This is a genomic window from Candidatus Pantoea edessiphila (assembly GCF_002933335.1).
Lineage (GTDB): Bacteria > Pseudomonadota > Gammaproteobacteria > Enterobacterales > Enterobacteriaceae > Pantoea_C.
The window spans coordinates 1-24,242 of sequence record NZ_PDKS01000003.1; the positions used below are offsets into that span (position 1 = coordinate 1).

Annotated in this window: 18 protein-coding genes and 1 tRNA gene; 14 read left to right on the plus strand and 5 right to left on the minus strand. The window is 27.5% G+C overall.

Going from position 1 to position 24,242, the window contains the following annotated elements:
- Nucleotides 1–84: 84 nt before the first annotated feature.
- From accC to aroQ, 3 genes are read right to left on the minus strand one after another with little or no spacing between them, the layout of a single operon-like run.
- A complete protein-coding gene (accC, locus tag CRV11_RS02305) occupies nt 85–1,434 on the minus strand; it encodes an acetyl-CoA carboxylase biotin carboxylase subunit (RefSeq protein WP_136131728.1) in 1,350 nt (449 codons plus the stop codon).
- A gap of 8 nt (nt 1,435–1,442) precedes the next feature.
- Complete coding sequence (gene accB, locus CRV11_RS02310; protein WP_136131729.1) at nt 1,443–1,901, minus strand: acetyl-CoA carboxylase biotin carboxyl carrier protein; 459 nt, start codon at nt 1,899–1,901, stop codon at nt 1,443–1,445.
- A 26-nt stretch (nt 1,902–1,927) separates the two neighbouring features.
- Entirely contained in the window at nt 1,928–2,380 is a 453-nt protein-coding gene (aroQ, locus tag CRV11_RS02315) for a type II 3-dehydroquinate dehydratase (RefSeq protein WP_136131730.1), read from the minus strand.
- Between the two features lie 589 nt (nt 2,381–2,969).
- Here aroQ and mreB point away from each other — a divergent pair.
- The 4 genes from mreB (at nt 2,970) to mdh (ending at nt 6,911) form a co-directional block, all read left to right on the plus strand.
- Nucleotides 2,970–4,013: a rod shape-determining protein MreB gene (gene mreB, locus CRV11_RS02320; RefSeq protein ID WP_136131731.1), complete on the plus strand. Its 1,044-nt coding sequence runs from the start codon at nt 2,970–2,972 to the stop codon at nt 4,011–4,013.
- A 41-nt stretch (nt 4,014–4,054) separates the two neighbouring features.
- Entirely contained in the window at nt 4,055–5,254 is a 1,200-nt protein-coding gene (mreC, locus tag CRV11_RS02325; protein ID WP_136131732.1) for a rod shape-determining protein MreC, read from the plus strand.
- A 172-nt stretch (nt 5,255–5,426) separates the two neighbouring features.
- Complete coding sequence (gene mreD, locus CRV11_RS02330) at nt 5,427–5,900, plus strand: rod shape-determining protein MreD (RefSeq protein ID WP_136131733.1); 474 nt, start codon at nt 5,427–5,429, stop codon at nt 5,898–5,900.
- A 51-nt stretch (nt 5,901–5,951) separates the two neighbouring features.
- A complete protein-coding gene (gene mdh, locus CRV11_RS02335; RefSeq protein ID WP_136131734.1) occupies nt 5,952–6,911 on the plus strand; it encodes a malate dehydrogenase in 960 nt (319 codons plus the stop codon).
- Here mdh and mscM read toward each other — a convergent pair.
- Both mscM and asd read right to left on the minus strand, forming a co-directional pair.
- Nucleotides 6,901–10,212, minus strand: coding sequence for a miniconductance mechanosensitive channel MscM (gene mscM, locus CRV11_RS02340; RefSeq protein WP_136131735.1), 3,312 nt, complete (start codon nt 10,210–10,212; stop codon nt 6,901–6,903). The two genes, mdh and mscM, sit on opposite strands and share 11 nt — an antisense overlap.
- Before the next feature lie 17 nt (nt 10,213–10,229).
- A complete protein-coding gene (gene asd / locus CRV11_RS02345) occupies nt 10,230–11,120 on the minus strand; it encodes an archaetidylserine decarboxylase (RefSeq protein WP_136131736.1) in 891 nt (296 codons plus the stop codon).
- Nucleotides 11,121–11,645: 525 nt separating this feature from the next.
- On the opposite strand from asd, the gene orn reads away from it, so the two are divergent.
- From orn to rnr, 10 genes are all read left to right on the plus strand, one after another.
- A complete protein-coding gene (gene orn / locus CRV11_RS02350; RefSeq protein WP_136131737.1) occupies nt 11,646–12,191 on the plus strand; it encodes an oligoribonuclease in 546 nt (181 codons plus the stop codon).
- An 81-nt stretch (nt 12,192–12,272) separates the two neighbouring features.
- Nucleotides 12,273–12,348 (plus strand) — tRNA-Gly (locus CRV11_RS02355).
- A 233-nt stretch (nt 12,349–12,581) separates the two neighbouring features.
- Complete coding sequence (gene nnr / locus CRV11_RS02360; RefSeq protein ID WP_136131738.1) at nt 12,582–14,132, plus strand: bifunctional ADP-dependent NAD(P)H-hydrate dehydratase/NAD(P)H-hydrate epimerase; 1,551 nt, start codon at nt 12,582–12,584, stop codon at nt 14,130–14,132.
- Nucleotides 14,104–14,577, plus strand: coding sequence for a tRNA (adenosine(37)-N6)-threonylcarbamoyltransferase complex ATPase subunit type 1 TsaE (gene tsaE, locus CRV11_RS02365; RefSeq protein ID WP_136131739.1), 474 nt, complete (start codon nt 14,104–14,106; stop codon nt 14,575–14,577). Before nnr ends, tsaE begins: the two co-directional genes overlap by 29 nt.
- A 292-nt stretch (nt 14,578–14,869) precedes the next feature.
- Nucleotides 14,870–16,606: a DNA mismatch repair endonuclease MutL gene (mutL, locus tag CRV11_RS02370; RefSeq protein WP_136131740.1), complete on the plus strand. Its 1,737-nt coding sequence runs from the start codon at nt 14,870–14,872 to the stop codon at nt 16,604–16,606.
- Nucleotides 16,599–17,549: a tRNA (adenosine(37)-N6)-dimethylallyltransferase MiaA gene (gene miaA / locus CRV11_RS02375; protein WP_136131741.1), complete on the plus strand. Its 951-nt coding sequence runs from the start codon at nt 16,599–16,601 to the stop codon at nt 17,547–17,549. The genes mutL and miaA overlap by 8 nt, the downstream gene beginning before the upstream one ends.
- 276 nt (nt 17,550–17,825) lie before the next feature.
- Nucleotides 17,826–19,073, plus strand: coding sequence for an FtsH protease activity modulator HflK (gene hflK, locus CRV11_RS02380; protein ID WP_136131742.1), 1,248 nt, complete (start codon nt 17,826–17,828; stop codon nt 19,071–19,073).
- Nucleotides 19,058–20,029, plus strand: coding sequence for a protease modulator HflC (gene hflC, locus CRV11_RS02385; protein ID WP_136131743.1), 972 nt, complete (start codon nt 19,058–19,060; stop codon nt 20,027–20,029). The genes hflK and hflC overlap by 16 nt, the downstream gene beginning before the upstream one ends.
- Before the next feature lie 193 nt (nt 20,030–20,222).
- The gene (locus CRV11_RS02390) at nt 20,223–21,524 is read left to right on the plus strand and encodes an adenylosuccinate synthase (RefSeq protein WP_136131744.1); all 1,302 of its coding nucleotides are present in this window, start codon (nt 20,223–20,225) and stop codon (nt 21,522–21,524) included.
- 409 nt (nt 21,525–21,933) lie between these two features.
- On the plus strand, nt 21,934–24,186 hold the full coding sequence (gene rnr / locus CRV11_RS02395) for a ribonuclease R (protein ID WP_136131745.1): 2,253 nt from the start codon (nt 21,934–21,936) through the stop codon (nt 24,184–24,186).
- Nucleotides 24,187–24,242 lie beyond the last annotated feature (56 nt).

The window sequence follows — 24,242 nt, forward strand, 5'->3', positions numbered from 1 at the left end:
CGAACTCAGAAGTGAAACGTCGTCGTGCCGATGGTAGTGTGGAGTTTCTCCATGTGAGAGTAGGTAACTGCCAGGTTCTAATATTTATACAAGTTTTTGTTTGAAATTGTTTTCCAAATAACAGATATTAGTATTTCCATTTTGAAATTCTTTATCATTTATTATTTTATTGTGTAGATCTATATTAGTATTTACACCATCTATTATTAATTCTGATAGAGCATTTTTCATACGGACTAACGCTTCATTTCTGTTTTCTCCATGCGTTATTAATTTGCCAATCATTGAATCATAATATGGTGAAATATTATATCCTGTATAAATATGTGATTCCCATCTTATTCCAAAACCACCTGGTGCATGAAAACGATTTATCTTCCCTGCATTTGGAACAAATGTACTTGCGTCTTCGGCATTAATTCGGCATTCTATAGCATGACCACGAAAAACAATATCTTTTTGTTTTATCCATAAGGTTTCATTATCAGCAATCCTTATTTGTCCTTTAATTAAATCAATATCAGTAATCATTTCTGTTAGTGCGTGTTCTACTTGAATACGAGTATTAATTTCTATAAAGTAAAATTTTCCTTTTTTATAAAGAAATTCAAAAGTACCTACTCCTTTATACCCGATTTCGATAAATGTTTTAGAACAAAGTTCTCCTATATGTTTTTTTAGTTCTGGTGAAATATTTAAGGCAGGAGATTCTTCTAATAATTTTTGGTGTCTACGTTGTATAGAACAATCGCGTTCTCCTAAATGAATTGCATTTCCTTTTCCATCTGAAATGACTTGAATTTCAATATGTCTAGGGTTTGTTATATATTTTTCCATATATATAACATCATTATTAAAAATAGATTTTGCTTCTATTTTTGTAATATTGATATATTTTTCTAGATCTTTTTCTGTATAAACAATATGCATACCACATCCTCCGCCGCCCCCTGAAGCTTTAATAATAACTGGATAACCTATTCTTTTAGCAATTTCAGAATTTTTTTGTATTTTATTGCTTAATGGTCCATCAGAACCTGGTATACAAGGGATACCAAATTTTTTCATTTTATTAATTGCAGATATTTTATCGCCCATTAAACGAATAGTTTCTGATTTAGGGCCAATAAATATAAAACCTGAATGTTCAACTTGTTCAGCAAAATCAGCATTTTCCGAAAGCAAACCATAACCTGGATGAATAGCTGAAGCTCCAGTAATCTCAGCAGCAGAAATGATGGCAGGAATATTAAGATAACTTTTAATTAATTGTGCTGGCCCGATACACACTGTTTCATCTGCTAATAACACATGTTTAAGATCTCTATCTATATCAGAATGAACCGCTACTGTTTTGATACCTAATTCTTTACAAGCTCTTAAAATACGCAATGCAATTTCACCACGATTAGCTATTACTATTTTATCTAGCATCTTATGTCCTAATACTCAATAATAATTAGAGGTTCATTAAATTCAACTGGTTGGCCATTTTCTACTAAAATTGCTTTTACTATCCCGGAAGCATCAGCTTGTATTTGATTCATCATTTTCATTGCTTCTATTATACAAAGAGTATCACCTATATTAATTTTTTGGCCTATTTCAATAAATACTTTAGCTTCAGGACTAGGAGTAAGATAAAATATACCTACCATTGGAGAACGTACAATATAATTATTATTTTTGTTTAATATTTCTTTACTATCTGTTTTAGATTTAACTATATTTTGAGCAATAAGTGATGTATCAGAAGTAGAAAAATGTTGATTTTTTGTAAAATTATTATTTTTGTAGAATCTATTAATAGTAATAGATTCTTTTTTATCCGATATTTTTAGTTTAGAAATATTGTGTTTTTCTGCTAATTCAATTAATTTTTTTATTTTATAAATATCCATCTAGAATGTTTCCGCATTTTATGTGATTAATTGATTTTAGAAAGTTTTTGTATCGCTATTTTTAAAGCCCATATATAACTCTCAGTTCCAAATCCACATATTAAACCTTCTGATATATCAGCAAGATAAGAAATTTGTCGAAAAGACTCACGTGAATATATATTAGAAACATGTATTTCAATGAAAGGAATACTTGATGCTAATAAAGCATCCCGTAATGCTATACTAGTATGAGCGAACGCAGCAGGATTGATAATGATGTAATTTACATCACCAATAGCTTCATGAATACGATCTATTAATTTAACTTCAGAATTAGACTGTAAGTGGCTTAATTTTATATTTAAATTGTTAGCATATTGTATTAAATCATTTAAGATATTGTTTAGACTTATATAACCATATTTTTCTGGTTCTCTTCGTCCTAATAAATTTAAATTAGGTCCATTTAACAATAAAATATGAGATTTATATTCCATTAAGATTATTGACTCCTTTTAATTATTAACTAATAATTATTCTAAAATAATTTTTGGTTTATAAAAAATTATAGTTATATTTTATCGATAAAATACTATAATATTTGATTAAAATAATTAATTATTATGTTCATATAGTTTTATATGTTTCACATGTATAAAATAAAAGTAATTAAATATTTATTTATTTGACTAGATTTATAATTTTACTTGTTAATTTTATCTAATTAAATTAATTTATGCATAATTAATTTAATTAGATAAACTTGTATAATTTGATTTTAAGTAGTAAGCTTAAAATTTAACGGGGTATTTATTTTTAAACAAATATTGAGAGTTTTGTTTCTAATTAATATTTTATATAAACAGTAAACATTTAAATGTATTTGGGTGTGAACTTGTAATTATTTAATCATATATTATATATTGATTATTAACATCAAGTATTTCAACGATATTAAGATATAAAGACTCATTTAATGTATTATTTTTATTGTAGTCATTAATTGAATATATTTTATTAAATTAATTCAAATAGCTGTATACCATATTTTTTCTGATTCATTGTATGGGATTTTTTCTTAAAAGTATGTTTAAAAAATTTCGCGGTATGTTTTCTAATGATTTATCTATTGATTTAGGCACTGCAAATACTTTGATATATGTTAAAGGTCAGGGCATTGTGCTTAATGAACCTTCTGTGGTTGCAATTAGACAAGATCGCACTGGTTCACCAAAAAGTGTAGCAGCTGTTGGATATGATGCAAAACAAATGCTTGGCAGAACACCAGGAAATATTGCAGCCATACGTCCGATGAAAGATGGTGTTATAGCAGATTTTTTTGTAACAGAAAAAATGCTTCAGCATTTCATTAAACAAGTACATAGCAATAGTTTCATGCGCCCAAGCCCTCGAGTTTTAGTTTGCGTTCCTGTAGGAGCTACTCAAGTTGAAAGACGGGCTATTAGAGAATCTGCACAAGGAGCAGGAGCCAGGGAAGTTTTTTTAATAGAAGAACCAATGGCTGCTGCTATTGGCGCAGGTCTTCCAGTTTCTGAAGCTGCAGGATCTATGGTCATAGATATAGGAGGTGGCACCACTGAAGTAGCAGTAATATCATTAAATGGAGTTGTTTATTCATCTTCAGTACGTATTGGTGGTGATAAATTTGATGAAGCTATAATCAATTATGTTCGTCGTAATTATGGATCTTTAATAGGGGAAGCAACAGCAGAACGGATAAAACACGAGATTGGTTCAGCTTATCCCTGCGATGAGGTAAGTGAAATTGAAGTTAGAGGTCGTAATTTAGCTGAAGGAGTGCCTCGCAGTTTTACATTAAATTCTAATGAAATTCTTGAAGCATTACAAGAACCTTTAACAGGTATTGTAAGTTCTGTTATGGTAGCATTAGAACAATGTCCTCCCGAGCTAGCTTCTGATATTTCAGAACGAGGTATGATCTTAACTGGAGGAGGTGCTTTATTACGTAATTTAGAAAGATTACTTATAGAGGAAACTGGTATACCAGTGATCATTGCTGATGATCCCTTAACCTGTGTTGCAAGAGGAGGAGGTAAAGCATTAGAAATGATAGACATGTATGGCGGTGACTTGTTTAGCGAAGAATAAATAAATTTTTACTTGTTTTATAGATTATATGTTATGACAAAATGAATTTCACAAGGTTTTTTTTTATTAGGTTACGTTTATTTCTGGCGATAGTGTTAAGTATTATACTTATTGTTGTAGACTGCAAGATAGGTTTGTTTACTAGGATTCGTAGCTATGTAGACACATCTATAGGTACTTTGTATTCTTTTATTAAAAAACCTTCACAATTTTTAAATAACACATTAAGAAACTTTTCTTTAAATAATCAAATACAATCAGAAAATAAAAAATTAAAACATGAAATACACTTAAAAAATATTGAAGTAATTTTATTAAATCAATATAAAAAAGAAAATGAGCATTTGCGTAAATTATTAGATGCTAATTTACATCAAGATGAACGTATAATGCTAGGTAGGGTCATGTTTTCTAGCTCTATTCCATATGCTAATCAGGTAATTATAGATAAAGGTAAAATAGATGGTGTATATAAAAATCAGTCTGTTATTTCAGATAGGGGTATTGTAGGACAAATTATTTCTGTCAATCGCAATACGAGTCGTGTTTTGCTATCTTGTTGTTCTTTAAATGGAATTGCTGTAAAAGCAATACGTAATAATGTACATGCAATTGTATTAGGAAAAGGATGTAATAAAGATTTTCAATTAAAATATCTAACTAGCAATGATATGCAACGTAGTAAAGATCTTCACCTAGGTGATATTATTGTTACATCTAATTTAGATAATAATTTTCCTGAAGGTTATCCAGTTGGTATAGTATCTTCAATAAAAATATATAACAAAGCACCCTATGTTTATATTCAGATACATCCTATGACTAATTTTAAAAATTTAGACTATTTATTGCTATTATGGAAAAAGGATAATGCCAATAATCACAATATAAAACTAGATTCTAGCGATAACACAAGTGATTCTAGCGATAACACAAGTGATTCTAGCGATAACACAAGTGATTCTAGCGATAACACAAGTGATTCTAGCGATAACACAAGTGATTCTAGCGATAACACAAGTGATTCTAGCGATAACACAAGTGATTCTAGCGATAACACAAGTGATTCTAGCGATAACACAAGTGATTCTAGCGATAACACAAGTGATTCTAGCGATAACACAAGTGATTCTAGCGATAACACAAGTGATTCTAGCGATAACACAAGTGATTCTAGCGATAACACAAGTGATTCTAGCGATAACACAAGTGATTTAAATCATCAAAACACAAATGATTAAGTAATGTAGCAGAATAAAATGAATGGATAAATGATTGATAACAATAAAATATGCCTGCCAAGTTATTACTACTGATAAAATTATTAAATTAAATCAACATATAATAATTACCAAAATAAATACATTTATTCTATCTAACAGGTTCTGTTATAGTTAAATTAGGGTCTCATAATTGAATAAATATTATTTTCGAAACAATAGTTTTATTTATTTATCTTTTGTTGTAGCTTTTTTATTACAAATAATGCCTTGGCCACATATCATTTACATATTATGTCCTTCTTGGTTTTTGTTGTTTTTGATATATTGGATCTTAGCTCTGCCACATTCAATCAATGTAAGTGGTAGCTTTTTGTTAGGTACAGTGATGGATATCACTTCAGGATCTAAATTAGGTATTGGTTCTTTAATATTTAGTGTTATAGCATATTGTATAACTTTAAATTTTCAATTAATTCGTAGTTTAAATTTGATCAAACAAACCTTTTTAGTTATTTTTATATCTATATTTATGAATCTAACTATATCTGTTATTGAATTTTTTATAATCAGCGCTTCATTCAGGAATGAAATTTTTTTAAATAGTATTGCTAACGGAATTATTTGGCCCTGGTTTTTTTTATTATTACAAAAATATTATAAATAGCATAAATTATACTAATATTTATTATTTCTTATAGTAAAACAGGAATTAAGGATGAAAATTTCTATTTTAGGTGCAGCTGGAAGTATAGGACAAGCTCTTTCACTATTATTAAAACTTTATTTACCAAAACATTATGAATTACTATTATACGATATTAGACCTGTTATAAACGGTATAACATTAGATATTAATCACATTCCTAGTGACGTGGAAGTAAGAGGTTTTAGCGGAGATAATATTTCATCAGCATTAATCAATGCAGATATAGTTATAATAGCAGCAGGAAAACCTCGTAAGCCTGGTATGAAACGAGAAGATCTATTTAATATTAATGCTAATATAGTTATTAATTTAACTAAGCAAATAGCTTTAACATCACCTAATGCTCTAATAGGGATTATTACTAATCCTATCAATAGTACTGTAGTAATTGCTGCAGAAGTACTAAAACAACATGGTTGTTATCATAAGAATAAATTATTTGGCATCACTACTCTTGATATTATGCGCGCTAAAATATTTGTAAGTGAAAGTAAAGAGAAAAAATTAAATAATATTCATGTGCCAGTAATAGGTGGTCATTCGGAAAAGACTATTTTACCTTTGCTATCTCAGATAATGGATACTAATTATAATGATAAAGAAATAATTAAAATTACTGAACGCATTCAACAAGCTGGAAGTGATGTAGTGAATGCTAAAATGGGAAATGGTTCAGCAACCTTGTCCATGGGATATGCTGCCACATGTTTTTGTTTATCTCTAGTAAATGCTCTACAAGGTGAAGAAAATATTGTAGAATTTGCATATATAGAGGGAGATGGCAAATATGCAAAATTTTTTGTTCAACCTTTTATACTTGGAAAACATGGAATTCAAGAACATAAAAATATAGGATTATTGAGTATTTTTGAGCAAACTATCTTAGATGAGATAGTACATGATATAAATAGAGATATTTTTCTTGGGGAAGATTTTGTTAGAAAATATTTTGAAAAATCTAATTCATAAATTTGAAAAATTTGCTATTAATCTGTTTATTTGTAAAGTGTTTTTCTTTTACTGATTCTATTCGCATTTGAAAAGGTGGAAAAGGTATTGTTATATTGTTTTGAGTAAATTTTTCTATAATTAATTGATTTATTTCATGACGTAAGGGCATACGATGACCCATTTCAGCTACATATACACGCAATTCAAATAACATAACACCTTGTTGTAAATCCACTAAAAATACTTCAGGAGAGGGATTTTTTAGAACATAACTGCAGCATTCAGCAACATGTTTTAAAATTTTTGTCACTTTATAACTGTTATTAATATTAATTGTCGGAATAGCTATAACTACACGTGTAACTGAATCTGATAATGACCAATTTACGAACTGTTCAGTTATAAATGCTTTATTAGGTACTATTATTTCCTTTCGATCCCAGTCGGTAATAGTAGTAGCACGTGTATTAATTCTAGTAATACTACCAGTTAAATCACGTATAGTAACAGTATCTCCAATACGTATAGGTCTTTCAAATAGAATAATTAATCCAGATATACAATTAGCGAATATTTCTTGTAAACCAAAACCTAAACCAACTCCCAATGCTGCAACTAACCATTGTAATTTAGACCATTCTATTCCTATAACAGAAAAACCAAATAACACACCAAGTATAATCGTAATATATTTGATTAACGTAGAAATAGTATAATTTGTTCCCGGTCTTAAATTTAAGTGTTGCAATAGTACTAATTCAATTAAAGCAGGCATATTACGAACTAATTGTAATGTAATAATAAAAGTAAGAACAGCAGCTAGCAGGGCACCTAATGTAATTGGGTGATAATTACCATGATTTGAATTAGTTGTATTCCATAATAAAATATTGTCAAAAAAACCAAGCGCCAAATGTATTTCTGACCATGAAAAGATTAACAATAATAATGCAAGTAAAGTTAAAATCCATCTGACAAGTTTTAATGATTGAGCACTAATTACGTCTAAATTAACTACTGGTTCTTCAATTTCTATAGAATCAGCATTCTGCATACTTTGCTCTTTTTCTTCATCACTTCGCGCTCTAAGAGCCAATATTTCGGCACGTTTTTGTTTTGCACGATCAAAGCTTAATCTACGATGTTGAATAAGCATCCAACGTCGAATAACATGGTACACTATTAATATCATTAACCAAATGGTATTAGATATTTCTATGTGTAATAAAATAGATTTAGCAGTTGATAGGTAACCTAATGCAGAAGCAATTGCAGCAATAATTGGAATTACAATTATAATATTCCATATTGTATTGTTTATAAAATTATTACTTTTGCCTCCTTTATTAATATAAAGTGGAATATGTGATTTTTTTAAACTCATACTACCTATACTAATACTAATACATACAAGGATAAAACATAAACGACCTAAAGATGAAGATAAATTATGTTCTTCTAGATTGTCTAGAATAGTTAACAAAATAACAAGTGGCAAAATAAAACATAATGTTACTAAGTAGTTATTAGTTCCACGGCGAACTAAAATCTGCGACCAACGAAAATGCATGATAAATAGACCATTTGATCTAGAAAAAACATTTAGGACAATCAATATTGTTATGATAGGTGTGGTTTTAATTATACCATCACCTAAAGCGATCACACTCGGATAAGATGATGATTGTTGTAAACCATAACCTATCTGTAACCAAAGTAATGGAAGCGCCATAGCCATTAACAGTGATAATATAACGACACGAATAGTTAATATAAATCTATCTTGTGTTACTTTACCTACTTTAGCGGCATAATGTTCTAAAAAATCATCACATTTATGACGTAAAGCAAAACTTAGAATTACCAATAGTAATGCACCTATAATTGGTAATACCGTATTTAAATGTAAAAAAGTATTCAGCACTCCTTCTCTTATATGAGTTAAAATACCTAAAGATAATAAGTATTTTATGTCCCTGATAATATCGATTATATTATTAAAACCTATAGGATATGTATCAGCAATCCAAAAAAGATGTTCTTGTGATAACTTTTTTACTTTTCTTAAGGCATCTTGTAATTTTATAGTTGATGTTTTTAGTTTTGTATTTTCAATAATCAAGCTATCACAACCAGAAATTAATAAATTGATTAACTCATGTTTAATCAATATTTGTTTTCTTAAAAAATCATCGGAAGCAATAATAGATGTTGTATTTAAAATATTTCTTCGTTCTTTTTTAATTAGATTTTCTTTATTTTTTATTAAATATTCATAATGTAATCGTTGTAAACGGGTTCTAGTTATATTTTGCTCAATTGTGTTTAATTGGGGCATTTCAGGAAGCTTAGCTATACGTAACCTCAATGTTTCACTTAATAAAATCGAATAATTTAATCCATTTGATTGTTCATTTAGCATAGAATTCAAGTATTTAATTTTATTGATTTGATTGTTTATCAACTTTTGTTTATCGCTTGTTTGGCATATTAATTTAATTTGATCAGCTAAAGCGATAGAAAAATCTTGGTTTAAACGTATATAATTTAAGATTGATTTTTTTAATTTATCATGTTTGGTAATTTTTCTAATTTCTGTAAGTGATTTTATTTGGTATGTGTTCTTTAAGTTATTACGTAACTGATGAAGATGGTTCTTTAAATAAATCACCTTAATATGATGAATTTTAGAACGTAATCGAGCTAGTTCTTGTCTATTGTTTGCTGATATTTGTTCTAATTCTAACTCATCAGCATATAATTCTTCATTAATAATTTCTTGCTGATTAATATTTTTTTGATAGTTATGTTGATTTTTATTTCTTATTAGAAGTTCTTCTGTTTCTGGATTTTTATAGGTATATATATAATGATTTATTTCAGTGATTTTCTGAGGTAATTGTGATAATGAATTGCTTATTTCAGCTATTTTATCTTTTTCTTTTTGAAACTGATGTCCTTCTTCCATGAGTTGGATCATTGTTTGCAAAATTTCTTGGTTTTCATTACCGTAATGTGATTTATTTATATATCTATTGAAATTTTTTAAAATATCAATCTGCTGTTCCATGTTAACATGTAACCTTGGAAATATATTGATAATTTCTTTATATTTGTTTATATTTTTTATATGTTGATTTTGGTTGAGAAAAAAATCTTTATTTTTTTGAGATAATAAAAATATTCCATTATTTTGATTATTCGTAGTGTCTACTTTCTCTTTTGTTTGTTTTTTTAATTGGTAAAAATCAGAAAAATTAAGAGCAATAGCTGATTTATTAACCCATAAACATAGAAATATAAAAATGATTACACGCATGAGTGATTATACTTAATTTATTTGGTCTTTTTAGAAAAGATAGGTGATTTTACTACAGCAAGAGATGTACCTACAGTAACATGTTTCTTATATTCTAATCCAGCAATGAATTCCATTCGATCAGGAGTAAATAAACTAATTACAGTGGAACCTAACTTAAAAAATGCCATTTCCTGGCCTTTTAACAATGTTATTGAATTTTTATTATTAGCTTCAGGATAATACCATTTTTTAATCAATCCGCCGTGAGGAGGAATTATAGTTCCTGCCCATACAGTTTCAATACTGCCTACAATAATAGCACCTACCATAATTTGTATTAAAGGTCCAATATAAGTATCAAAATAAAAAATTATTCTTTCATTCCGAGCAAATAAGTTAGGTATCCTATTTGTAGCAATTGAATTTACTGAACAAAGATTACCAGGAACATATATCATAGAACGCAATACGCCATTACAAGGCATATGAACACGATGGTAATTATTAGGTGCAAGATAAATAGTAATAAATTTACCATTAAAGAATTTGGCAGACATTTTTTGATCACCAGCTAGTAATTCTTCTATATTATAATAATGACCTTTAGCTTGAAAGAGTTTATTGCCTTTTATATCCCCAATCTGGCTAATTTTACCATCAGCTGGAACAGTGATTATATTTGGATCAGGATTTATCGGACGTAAATGTGCCTTTAGAAGACGCACAAAAAAACTATTAAAAGTTATATATTCATGATTATTTTGTTTAACAGCTTCTGACATATCTATCTTGTAAAACCAAACAAATATCTTTATTATTAATTGTGTCAATAAACTAAAGTTGCTATTAGCAATTCTACCTACAATTGTAGTTAACCATTTTTTTTTAAAATTATTATCTAAATAAAATTTAAAACAATTAAACACTTTACATCCTGTTTTACATCCTATTTCTATGTGTCTATTTTTATGTATACTGATCTAATAATTTTTTACTAAAAAGTATTTTTAGTAAAAAATTAAAAATAGAAACAAAATCCAAATTTTTAATTAATTCAAGAACTAACTATTAACAGATGTAAATTTAATCAAGTATTTAAATTTTTAAGATAATAACACCATAATTACATTACAACAAATATAATTAACATGGGATATAAATATAAGATATATATTATAAAAATGACAATTTATTACTAAATGCAATACATTAAAATTAATATAATAGTATTATTATTTTCATTTATATTGTGAATTATGTGTTTATGAATAACTTTTATTATAGCATATGCATTTTATATTAATAATTTTTTTTGAAATAAGATTAATAAAATAAAAAAATCATTCGCAAATGTTTATTTAATAATTAAAAAACAATTAAAATTTATAAACTATAATCAAATGATGTGATTGTAATTTTTATATATTAAGTAAAAATTAAGGTCAAATTTTATGATGATTTCGGAAAATAATTTAATTTGGATAGATTTAGAAATGACTGGTTTAGATCCAGAAAAAGATCGCATTATTGAAATAGCCACGGTAATCACGGATATAAATTTAAATATTTTAGCAAAAGGTCCTGTGATTGCTGTATATCAAAGTGATAAACAAATTCAACATATGAATGATTGGAATTTGCAAGTTCATACTAATAGTGGTTTGCTAAACAGGGTAAAAGAAAGCAAGTATAAAGAAAAAGATGCAGAGGAATTAGTTGTGGAATTTTTAAAACAATGGGTTCCAGAAAAAAAATCTCCGATATGTGGTAATAGTATATGCCAAGATCGTCGATTCCTTTTTAAATATATGAATAAATTAGAGGCTTATTTTCATTACCGTTGCCTTGATGTAAGTACATTAAAAGAATTAGCAACTCGTTGGAAACCAGAAATTTTATATAATATAAAAAAAACTTGTTCGCATGTTGCATTAAATGATATACTAGACTCCATAGCAGAATTAGCTTACTATAGAAAATATTTATTTACACTTTAATCTTAAATAATTATTGAGGCTGATATTTAAAAAGATAATTCACATACCTCCCTAGCATCATTTATATCACATAGCGATTTTGCGGGAATAGCTCAGCAGGTAGAGCACGACCTTGCCAAGGTCGGGGTCGCGAGTTCGAATCTCGTTTCCCGCTCCATATCTATATAACTATTTATTAGTGTTATTCAATAATAAAATTTCATTATTTTCCTGTTTAGTAAATGTATTTTTAAATATATATGATCAGTTATTATTGTAATGATCATATATATTTATTCATCTCCTGAAAATGTAAATCATATTGATATCATCTATAATCATCATGATATTACTTAAAAATTGGATAAATCAAATGATAATTATCTTGAATAACATTTGGAGATCTTATAGTTGATTAAAAAAACAAAAAACAATTACATAAATCATCTACCATTTTCTGTTTGGCCTGTGCATTCGTTAAATCAATTAGAACAAGATGGTGCTAAATACCTTGGCATTAATTTATATGAATTTATGTTGCGTGCTGGCAATGAAATTTATAAACACATTTCTATTCACTGGCCCAATGCAAAACATTGGTTGTTTTTATGTGGCAATGGAAATAATGGTGGGGATGGATATATAGCAGCTCGCATAGCTAAAATATCTGGAAAACAAGTCACATTAATTTCTTATACAGGAACTAGGATAACACATTCTAAAGAAGCTCAATTAGCCTACAAATCTTGGTTATTAATACATGGAACAATTAATGAACCAAGTATATCTTGGCCTGATAATGTAGATATAATTATTGATGCTTTATTAGGTACAGGTATTAATCGTATTCCTGATCAAATGTGTTCACAATTAATTGAAAAAGCAAATAATTATTGTGCTCCAATTTTATCTGTTGATATACCTTCTGGTTTGTTTGCATCCACCGGTTATGTACCTGGAGCTGTTATTGCTGCATCACATACTTTAAGTTTTATTGCATTGAAACCAGGACAGTTAACAGGAAAAGCCAGAGATTATATTGGAAAACTTTATTATATTGATTTAGGATTAAAATCTTTTTTGTTTAATAAAAAAGCACCAATATTACGTTGCGATTCTAGATTTTTATCACATTGGCTAAAACCACATAAACCAACTTCACATAAAGGTGACAATGGTAAATTACTAGTAATTGGTGGCAACATTGGAACTGTAGGTGCTATCTTTATGACAGCAGAAGCAGCACTTAGGACAGGCAGCGGAATGGTTAGATTACTCACTTATAAAGCAAATATGATTCCTATAATTACTACTCGTCCTGAAATTATGATAGATGAATTAACAAACGATGATTTACTGAAAAAATCATTATCGTGGGCAGATGTAATAGTTATTGGTCCAGGGTTAGGAAATAATGACATGGGAACAGAGATATTAAAAAAAATATCTGAGAGCACTAAACCCATGGTCTGGGATGCTGATGCACTGAATTTTCTTTCTGTTTTCAAAGATAAGCGCAATAATAGAGTTATAACACCTCATCCTGGTGAAGCAAGTATTTTATTAGATGTAAACACCTCTACAATAGAACAAGATCGGTTATATGCTGTAAAATCTTTAATTGATAAATATGGTGGGGTTGTAGTATTAAAGGGCTCAGGCACTATAATTGCTGATGAAAAAGGTAATACAGCGATTGCAGATGTTGGTAATGCAGGTATGGCATCAGGCGGTATGGGTGATGTATTAAGTGGTATTATAGCATCCTTGATAGGTCAAAACTTGACATTATTTGATTCTGCTTGTGCAGGCTGTGTAATACATGGTTCTGCAGCAGACGAATTAGCTTCTTATAAAGGTTCACGAGGTATATTAGCTACAGATTTATTTAAGGTTCTCTGGAAATTTGTCAACCCTAATATGAAAAATAAATATGAAAAACTATATTTGCCGACTATCTAATGAAAAAAATACGATAGAACTAGGAAAACAATTAGGTAATATATGTTTTAATTGCTCCGCAAATATTTATCTTTACGGTGATATAGGAGTTGGAAAAACAACTTTTGTACGAGGCTTTTTAAATGCAATAGGTTATTATGGTTTGGTTAAAAGTCCAACATATACATTTATTGAATCTTATACAATAAATAACAATATATTACACCATATCGATCTTTATCGAATTACTAATGAAAATGAATTAGATTTTATAGATATTTATGAATATTTCGATAACAATACTATTTGTATAGTGGAATGGCCTCAAAGAGGAAATAATATATTACCTTTGCCTGATTTAGCATTAATTTTATCTTATTCAGATAATGAACGTGAATCAACAATAATTCCATATTCATCTGTTGCTATAAATTGGATCAATCAATTATGTAATATAAGAAATTAGTTTTTATCTGACATCAATGATTTTTATATATAATTATGCATTATTTGATGTTTTGCTGTGAGTTAAATGCCTATTAATCTAAGATCTTTAACTTTATTTTTAGTCTGTTATTACTTATAAATAAATTGATTAAATAACACTTATGTGTTTTTTATTTATAACTGGCATTATCAACAAATAACTGATTTATGATACACTATCATTTTATTTATTACTCTTATAATATGTAATTATAATAATTAAATAAAAGATAAAGTATTTTTTAGTTATGGTTTTTGTGGGATAACTAATCATGGCAATCAAAGTTTTACCTCATTATTTAATCAATCAAATTTCAGCTGGAGAAGTTATTGATAGTCCTGCATCAGTTGTTAAAGAGTTAGTAGAAAATAGCATTGATGCAGGTGCTAATCGTATAGATATTCATATTAAACAAGGTGGAAAAAAATTAATTCAAATTCAAGATAACGGTTATGGAATTGTTAAAAATGAAATATCTTTAGCTCTACAACGGCATACAACTAGTAAAATAACTTCAATAGAGGATTTAGAATCACTAACAAGTCTAGGATTTAGAGGAGAAGCTTTAACTAGTATAAGTTCTGTTTCGCGTTTAACATTAACTTCGAGAACTCAGGCACACAATCAAGCCTGGCAAATTTACACAGAAGGTAATCAAATAAATCACCAAATAGTACCAGCAACTCATCCAATTGGAACTACAGTAAAAGTGTTAGATTTATTTTATAACACACCAGTTCGTCGTAAATTTATGAAAACAGAAAAAGCTGAGTTTAATAATATAGATAATATATTGAAACAATTATTATTGTCTCGTTTTGATATTTCTATATCCTTAAGTCACGATGAACATCTTGTATATTACCAGCCAGTAGTAACAACCGAGACAGAAATACAAAGAAGATTGAAATTTATTTTTGGAGCTGATTTTAATAAACATAGTTTGTCTATCAATCATAGAAGTAATGATCTATTTATTCATGGTTGGATAGCAGAGGTAAATGTTTATAGAATAATTAACGATTTACAATATTCTTATGTTAACAAAAGAATAGTAAAAAACAAATTAATTAACAATGCTATTCGACAATCATTTCGTTCTATATTGCAAAACAATTCACGTCTTGCTTATGTAATTTACTTAGAAATCAAACCTTGCCAAATTGATATCAACATCCATCCTACAAAAAAAGAAATTCGTTTCTATGAGCCTAGATTAATAAATCATTTTATTATTCAGGGTATTACTAATGTAGCAAAATGTATTATTGTAAATAATCCTACAATTAAATCATGTCACAAAGAAAATAAAAATGAATTAGAAATCAATAATAGCGAATCTCAAAATAATACTTTTTCCCTACCAGATTGGTACTTTAAAGAAGATGTATCTAATGCCATAAAAAACAATATGACAGGCATTTATAAATTACCAAGTTCATTTACTTATTCAAATTATTTTGGTCAGTTGTTAGCTATACTATATAATAGTTATGTTTTATTGAAAAAAAATCAAAAATTAATTTTAATGTCAATACCTACTTCCTTATGTTATTTAAGAAAAGCACAATTAAAACATTGTGAAACTTATTTTAAATCTCGTCCATTATTGTTTCCATTAAAAATTAAAATTAATGAGCTATACTGTAAAATTTTAAAAGATAACCATACATTAATAAAAAAAACCGGAATAGATTTAATGATAGAAAAAGATCATTTAACATTACATGCAATACCTTCGACTTTTCATGAATATAATTTAAAAAATTTAATATATGCAATGTTAAATCATTTGAATCAGCAAAAGAAAAATTATTTCAAACAACTAGTACATTGGTTAGGAAATTATGAAGACAAAAGTAAAGTTATCAGTTGGAATATTTTAAAAGCAAATATTCTATTGGCTGAAATTGAATATTTTTGTCCTGATTTACTCACAAAACCTCCAGCAAATTTGATTCAACATATTGATATTAAAAATACAATAAAAATGTTTAATGATGAATAAATTAAACATTACTAACAAGCCTAAAGCTATTTTATTGTTAGGACCAACTGCTTCAGGAAAAACTAAACTAGCAATCACATTACATCAGATGCTACCCATAGAAATTATAAGTGTAGATTCAGCATTGATATACCGTCAAATGAATATTGGCACAGGAAAACCGACACCGGAAGAATTGTCATCAACACCTCATCGCTTATTAGATATAAAAGATCCATCTGAACGTTATTCTGCATCAGAATTTAGACAAGATGCATTAATAGAAATGAAGCAAATATTAAAAAATGATCGAATTCCCTGTCTTGTTGGTGGAACCATGTTCTATTTTAAAACTTTAATTGAAGGTTTATCAATTTTACCTTCTGCTGATTTTTATATTCGTCATAAAATAGATCAAATAGCAAATGAAAAAGGTACTAATTTTTTACATGAAAAACTATGCAAAATAGATCCAAAATCTGGATATCTTATTCATCCTAATGACTTACAGAGAATTCAGAGAGCTTTAGAGGTGTTTTATATTACTGGAAAAACGTTTACAGAAATGAAAAAATTATCTAAAGAACCTTTACAATATGATTTATATCAATTTGCTATTATGCCTTATAGTCGAGAATTATTGCATAAACGTATTGAATTGCGTTTTAAAAACATGCTAGCATCAGGATTTGAAGATGAATCTAGATATTTATTCGAAAGGGGTGATTTAAATATTAATATGCCTTCTATGAGATGTGTAGGCTATCGTCAAATGTGGTCCTATATAAGTGGTGTAATAAAATATGAAGATATGGTTTATAAGGGAATTTGCGCAACCAAACAACTAGCCAAGCGTCAAATTACTTGGATGCGTAAATGGAATAACCTTCACTGGTTGGATAGTGATAATATTCAAATAGCTGCAAGTAAAGTATTAAAAATATTCAATAATAGTACTTATTAAATTGCTATTTATTATTAAGAGTGTTATAGAACAAACTATAAGATGAGTAATCTTATTGGAAAATAAAATATATTTTAAATTATACCGAATGATTATTGTATCATTTACATAAAATTTCTCAATTTTTAAATAGATAATAATCTATGATATTTTTTATTTAAGAAATATTTTAATCAACTTAAAATATATTTAACCATGAATTACAAAATATTTTCGTTAAATAATTTAACAAAAAACCAGATAGTAAACTAAACATATTTAAATGGAGTGAAGCACATGGTGTGCGATCATAACGAAAATAACAAACAAGATCATAATCCATGGAGTCAAGATAAAAATCGCAATAATAAAAACAAGAACAACAGATCAAATTTAAAAATTTATAATGTGGTGTATATATTAAAAAAACTAATAAATAAACTGAAACAACTTGGTAGTAAATCTAATAACACCCAAAAATATAATTTTGTAACTTTCAAATTGGTTTTAACAATATCAGCAAGTTTATTAGCCATTTGGTTATTAAGTGGCTTGTATACTATTCAAGAAGCAGAATGTGGCGTTGTAACTCGTTTTGGTAAATTTAATTGTTTTGCCAAACCAGGATTAAATTGGAAGTTAAATTTTATAGATAACGTTAAAATCATAAATACAAAAAAAATACGTGAATTAAATATTTCAGGTCTTATGTTAACTTCAGATGAAAACCTGGTATATGCTGAAGTTAATTTGAATTATACAATTATTAATCCAAAATATTACTTGTATTCGGTAATAAATGTCGAAGATAGCTTATTACAGGCTACTAAAAGTTCTCTCCGTAATGTTATAGGTAGAACAAGCATAGAAGATATTTTAAATAAAGGATATAGCATTATTTGTGATAACACAAAAAATCAAATTGATGAAGTTATTCGTCCTTATAAAATGGGTATTAATATAATTAAAGTTGATTTTCGATCATTAAATCTTCCTGATGAAATACAATCAGCATTTGACAATGTCATTAAAGCAAAAAAAAATCGAGAACAATCTATACAGAAAGCAAAATCTTATTTTAATAAAACTCAAATAATTGCTAGAAAAAAAGCTAAAAATATTATTGAAGAAGCTAACATGTACCAAAAACATAAGCTATTAAAAGCTGAAAGCGAGGCAAAAAAAATAGCAAAAATACTTGCACAATATAAATCTTATCCAAAAATCACTAAAGAATTTTTATACATTGAAGCAATGAAAAATATCTTGAATCATTCTACAAAAATTTTAGTTAATAATAAAAAAAACCAACTAATCTTAATACCCTCTGATCTATTATCAAATAAAAGCTCAATATTTACAGACAAAAAAACTGCAATAAATAATATCAATCATTTACCAATAGTTTCTGATAACACAGGTTGTAATAAAAATAAAATTTCAAGTAACAATGATAGTAATAATATTATGGATCAACGTAGGCAAAATGCTATAAGAGACGATATTAAGCGTGAAGAGAGAATACATTCATGCATAGACAAATAACTTTCATATTAATATTGATAATTTTAATAATATTTCAATTATCGTTTACTATAGTACACGAAGGAAATAACGCTATTTTAACACGTTTTAATAAAGTTGTAAAAAATCAAAATCATGATCCCATAGTATTAGAATCAGGTATACATTTTAAGATACCATTTATTGATGTCATTAAAATTTCAGATAATCGCATTCATACATTAAATGTACAATTAAATCATGTTTTTTCTAAGGAAGAAAAGGAAATTATTGTTAATTATTATATTAAATGGCGTATTAGCGATTTTCAAAATTATTACCTGTCTACAGGAGGGAATGATTATAAAACAGAAATATTATTAGATCATATATCTAATGATATTTTACGAACAAAAATATCTAATTTAAATATCAAAGATATTATAAGAGATTTGAATATTAACTTAGTAAAAGATTTTTGTGATTCATTAAAAAATTCAAAAACAAGCAAAACAAAAAAAATGATAGATACGGTAAACTCAGAGCATTCAAAAAGACACACATCTGTATTAAATTCCAATATTATGCAAATGTTAGGCATTAAAATCATAGATATGCAAATTAATAATATTGATTTACCTAATAATGAAATATCTTATTTGTTTAATAGAATTAGTTCTGAACGTCTATCAATAGCGCAAAACAAGATTTTGGAAGGAGAAGAAGAAGCGAAAAACATCCAAAAAAAAGCTGATTATCAAGCAACTATTATTATAGATGAAGCAAAACGTGATGCATCAATTATTCGTGGAGATACCGATCTTCAAGTAACAAAAATATTTACTGATTCGTTTAAAAATGACATAGAGTTTTACATGTTTATAAAAAGTCTCAATGCTTATAAAAAAATATTTGATAAAAATAGAGATCTGATAATATTAAATTTTGATAATGAATTCTTTAAATATATGAAACACCCTTTCATTAATATACATTAAAAATTATTGGTTATAAAATAACTAGTAACGATTCAATTGATATATTTTATTTTTAATTAGATTAGTATATAAACATTAGTTTTTGCATTAACTATGTGTTTTTAATTTATTAAATATGATTATTTTTATAAATTGGACAATTATTGACTTAGAAACAAAAATTTTATTTTCAATTTAGAGGTGATTTTGATCAATGGTTAAAAATGTAGTAATCATCGGAACTCAATGGGGTGATGAAGGTAAAGGTAAGGTAGTTGATTTACTTACTGAACGAGCAAATTATGTAGTTAGATATCAAGGAGGACATAATGCTGGTCATACAATTGTCACCAATGGCCAAAAAACTATTTTACACTTAATTCCTTCAGGAATTCTAAGAGAAAATGTGATGAGTATTATTGGCAATGGTGTAGTTCTATCTCTTGATGCTCTAATAGCAGAAATAAAATTACTAAAAAATCAAAACATTCCCGTACTTAAACGTTTGTTGATTTCTTCATCCTGTCCTCTAATCCTTGAATATCATATAGCCATGGATATTACAAGAGAAAAACATAAGGGAATTAAAGCAATTGGTACGACTAGGAGAGGTATAGGTCCCGCTTATGAAGATAAAGTATCAAGACGTGGTTTACGCCTAGGTGATATATTTGACTCAACTACTTTTGCAAATAAATTAAAAGAACTAGTCGATTATTACAATTTTCAATTAGTACATTACTTCAAATCGAACACAGTAGATTATAACAAAATATTTAGTAAAACAATGTTTATTGCTGATTATTTACGCAATATTATAGTAGATGTTCCAGAAATTCTGCATGCTGCTTGTGATCGTGGTGATTCTATCATATTTGAGGGAGCACAAGGTGCTATGCTAGATATTGATCATGGAACATATCCATATGTTACTTCTTCAAGTACTTCAATAGGGGGAGTTTTAACTGGCACCGGGGTTGGTCCATGTCATATCAATTATATAATGGGTATTATGAAAGCTTATTCTACAAGAGTAGGATCAGGACCATTTCCTACTGAACTTTATGATGACATGGGAAAGTTATTATGTCATACAGGACAAGAATTTGGATCAACTACTGGTCGTAAGCGTCGAACTGGCTGGTTAGATGCTGTATTATTACGTCGATCAATACAAATAAATTCAATTTCAGGTCTTTGTTTAACTAAACTAGATATATTAGATAAATTAGACGAAATAAAAATTTGTACAGCTTATAGAATGCCAGATGGCAATAAATTATTTAACACACCATTGACTATTGAAAAATGGAAAAAAGCTCATCCAATATATGAAACATTATCAGGATGGAATCAACCAACATATGGAATTAGAAATCTAAATCATTTACCCAAAGATGCTCGTAAATATCTAAATCGCGTAGAAGAATTACTAGGAATACCAATTGATATAATTTCAACTGGTCCGGATAGACAGGATACTATAATAATCAGAGATCCTTTTGATATTAAATAACAAATGTAAATAAAATTATACATTTTTTTACAAATCATATTAAAATTTATCATTTTTATTAGTTCACAGAATAACTTTAGTTAATTATTTAATTAATAATATTCTATTGTATTATCCTGATAAATCATTTTAAATAAATTTTATATTTTACAATTTAGTAATATAATTACATATTTAGAGGTATCCTAAATAAATAAAATTTTTATTAAACTACAATAATTTGAATATATAACATATTATTTAAATACATAATACTATAATTTATGTTTTTTTAAATTAAAATTAAATGAATTAAAAAATGATGTGATTTTAAATAACAGTGTTTATATATTTTAATAAATTAAAATATTACTAATTTATAATTAATGAATATTGATATTAGATGTTTAGTGATGTCTTAGGAACTATTATGCCAAAATATTTTTCTCATAAAAGGGAAACTAAAATACATAAAAATTCTATTCCTGGTCGTGAATTTATAATAAAAATTTTTAAGCAACAGAAAAAGCCAATAAATTTTATAGAACTAACTAAATTAATGGGATTAAGTGATAAAAATAAAATTGAGGCTTTACGTTATCGTATTCTAGGAATGAAACGTGATGGTCAATTATTACTGACAGATTGTCAGAAGAATTATATTTTACCCAAAAGAAATGTTAATTTAATCCAAGGTAAAGTAATTGGTCATCGAGATGGTTATGGTTTTTTACGAGTAGAAGGTCATAAGGATGATTTTTACTTATCAACAGAACAAATGAAATATTGTATGCACGGTGACTTTATCATAGCACAATTAATAAATAATGATCGTAAAGGACGTCAAGAAGCACGTGTAATCAAAATAAACAAACCACGTAATAAAAACATTGTTGGTCATTATCGTCAAAATAAATTAGGTGTTGGTTTTGTTGTACCAGATGATAGCAGATTAAACTTTAATATAATTATACCATCAAATTTAAATTTGATGGCTAGTGAAAATTCTATAGTAGTAGTAAAATTACTGCAGCGCCCTAAACCTAACGATAAAGCTATTGGTAAAATAATTGAAATAATTGGTAAGAATATAGGAACCAATCTAGCCATTGACATAGCAATAAGAAGCCATGAAATTCCATATAAATGGTCAGCAGAAGCAAAATTACAAATTAATAATTTCACTCAACAGATCACAGAAGACGCTAAAATAGACCGAATTGACTTAAGAAAATTACCATTAATTACTATCGATGATGAAGATGCAAGAGATTTTGATGATGCATTATATTGTGAAGAAACATATGATGGATGGCGTTTATGGGTTGCTATTGCAGATGTTAGCTATTATGTGAGACCAGGAACACCTTTAGATAAAGAAGCATTTTTACGTGGTACTTCAGTATATTTTCCATCAAAAGTAATACCTATGTTGCCCGAAATACTTTCCAATGAGCTATGCTCTCTTAATCCCCAAGTAGATTGTTTATGTATGGTGTGTGAAATGCACATATCTTCTGAAGGTAAATTAATCAAATTTAAACATTATGAAGCAATAATGAATTCGCATGCAAGATTAACTTATGATGAAGCTTATAATATACTAAAAGAACATAACAATTTACGTGATAAATATGTATTATTAAAAAATATTATTCAAAATCTTCATAAATTATATCAAGTATTGGAGAAAGCTCGTCAACATAGAGGTGGTATTTCTTTTGAAACTGCAGAAATTAAATTCATTTTTAATTCAGAAAATCGTATTGATCAGATAAAACGAGTTTTTCGTAATGACATACATAAAGTTGTGGAAGAATGTATGATTTTAGCTAATTTCGCCACAGCTAGTTTTGTAGAAAAAAGTAAAGAACCTACTTTATTTCGAGACCATGATCGTCCTAGTGACGATAGTATTAAAAATTTTAATGTTGTATTAAATGAATTAGGTATTGGACTATCAAAAGGCAAAAAACTTAAACCAATTGATTATTCTTTGCTATTAATGAAAATTGCAACCAGGCCCGATGCTGAAATGTTACAAATTATGCTATTACGTTCTATGAAACAAGCAATTTATGCTCCACAAAACAGAGGTCATTTTGGTTTAGCATTAACTTCTTATACACATTTTACTTCTCCGATTAGACGTTATCCAGATCTTATATTACACAGAATTCTTAAATACTTATTATCTCAACATAAAATAAAAAATCTATTTGTTGATACTGGCGGATATCATTATACTATTAAAGATATAACAAAACTAGGTTATCAGTGTTCTCTTACTGAACGTCGTGCAGATGAAGCTGTTCGTGATGTTTCTGATTGGTTGAAATGTGATTTCATGAAAAAACGTATAGGAAAAATATTTGATGGAATTGTTTTTAGCGTAACCAATTTTGGTTTGTTTGTCCGTTTAAACGAGTTTTTTATTGAAGGATTAATACATATTTCAACTTTAAAAAAGGATTATTATAAATTAGATATAATATCTCAGCGTCTGATAGGTCAATCCAGTGGTAATATATATAGATTAGGAGATGCAGTAAAAGTTCATATTTTAGCTGTAAATATGAATGACAGAAGAATTGATTTTACATTAATTTCTAGCCCAAAAATATTTAATAAAAAAATGCAATTTCAAAATAAAAATATAGAACATTCTAGCGTATTAGCATGAAATTTTTATTATATAATAGTTTCTCAACAACTTTTAAAAATTGTGTTAGTATAAAA

Coding starts and splice junctions, on each gene's coding strand:
- accC (WP_136131728.1), bottom strand. CDS start 1,434: ATGCTAGATAAAATAGTAATAGCTAATCGTGGTGAAATTGCATTGCGT.
- accB (WP_136131729.1), bottom strand. CDS start 1,901: ATGGATATTTATAAAATAAAAAAATTAATTGAATTAGCAGAAAAACAC.
- aroQ (WP_136131730.1), bottom strand. CDS start 2,380: ATGGAATATAAATCTCATATTTTATTGTTAAATGGACCTAATTTAAAT.
- mreB (WP_136131731.1), top strand. CDS start 2,970: ATGTTTAAAAAATTTCGCGGTATGTTTTCTAATGATTTATCTATTGAT.
- mreC (WP_136131732.1), top strand. CDS start 4,055: ATGAATTTCACAAGGTTTTTTTTTATTAGGTTACGTTTATTTCTGGCG.
- mdh (WP_136131734.1), top strand. CDS start 5,952: ATGAAAATTTCTATTTTAGGTGCAGCTGGAAGTATAGGACAAGCTCTT.
- mscM (WP_136131735.1), bottom strand. CDS start 10,212: ATGCGTGTAATCATTTTTATATTTCTATGTTTATGGGTTAATAAATCA.
- orn (WP_136131737.1), top strand. CDS start 11,646: ATGATGATTTCGGAAAATAATTTAATTTGGATAGATTTAGAAATGACT.
- tsaE (WP_136131739.1), top strand. CDS start 14,104: ATGAAAAACTATATTTGCCGACTATCTAATGAAAAAAATACGATAGAA.
- mutL (WP_136131740.1), top strand. CDS start 14,870: ATGGCAATCAAAGTTTTACCTCATTATTTAATCAATCAAATTTCAGCT.
- miaA (WP_136131741.1), top strand. CDS start 16,599: ATGAATAAATTAAACATTACTAACAAGCCTAAAGCTATTTTATTGTTA.
- hflK (WP_136131742.1), top strand. CDS start 17,826: ATGGTGTGCGATCATAACGAAAATAACAAACAAGATCATAATCCATGG.
- hflC (WP_136131743.1), top strand. CDS start 19,058: ATGCATAGACAAATAACTTTCATATTAATATTGATAATTTTAATAATA.
- CRV11_RS02390 (WP_136131744.1), top strand. CDS start 20,223: ATGGTTAAAAATGTAGTAATCATCGGAACTCAATGGGGTGATGAAGGT.
- rnr (WP_136131745.1), top strand. CDS start 21,934: ATGCCAAAATATTTTTCTCATAAAAGGGAAACTAAAATACATAAAAAT.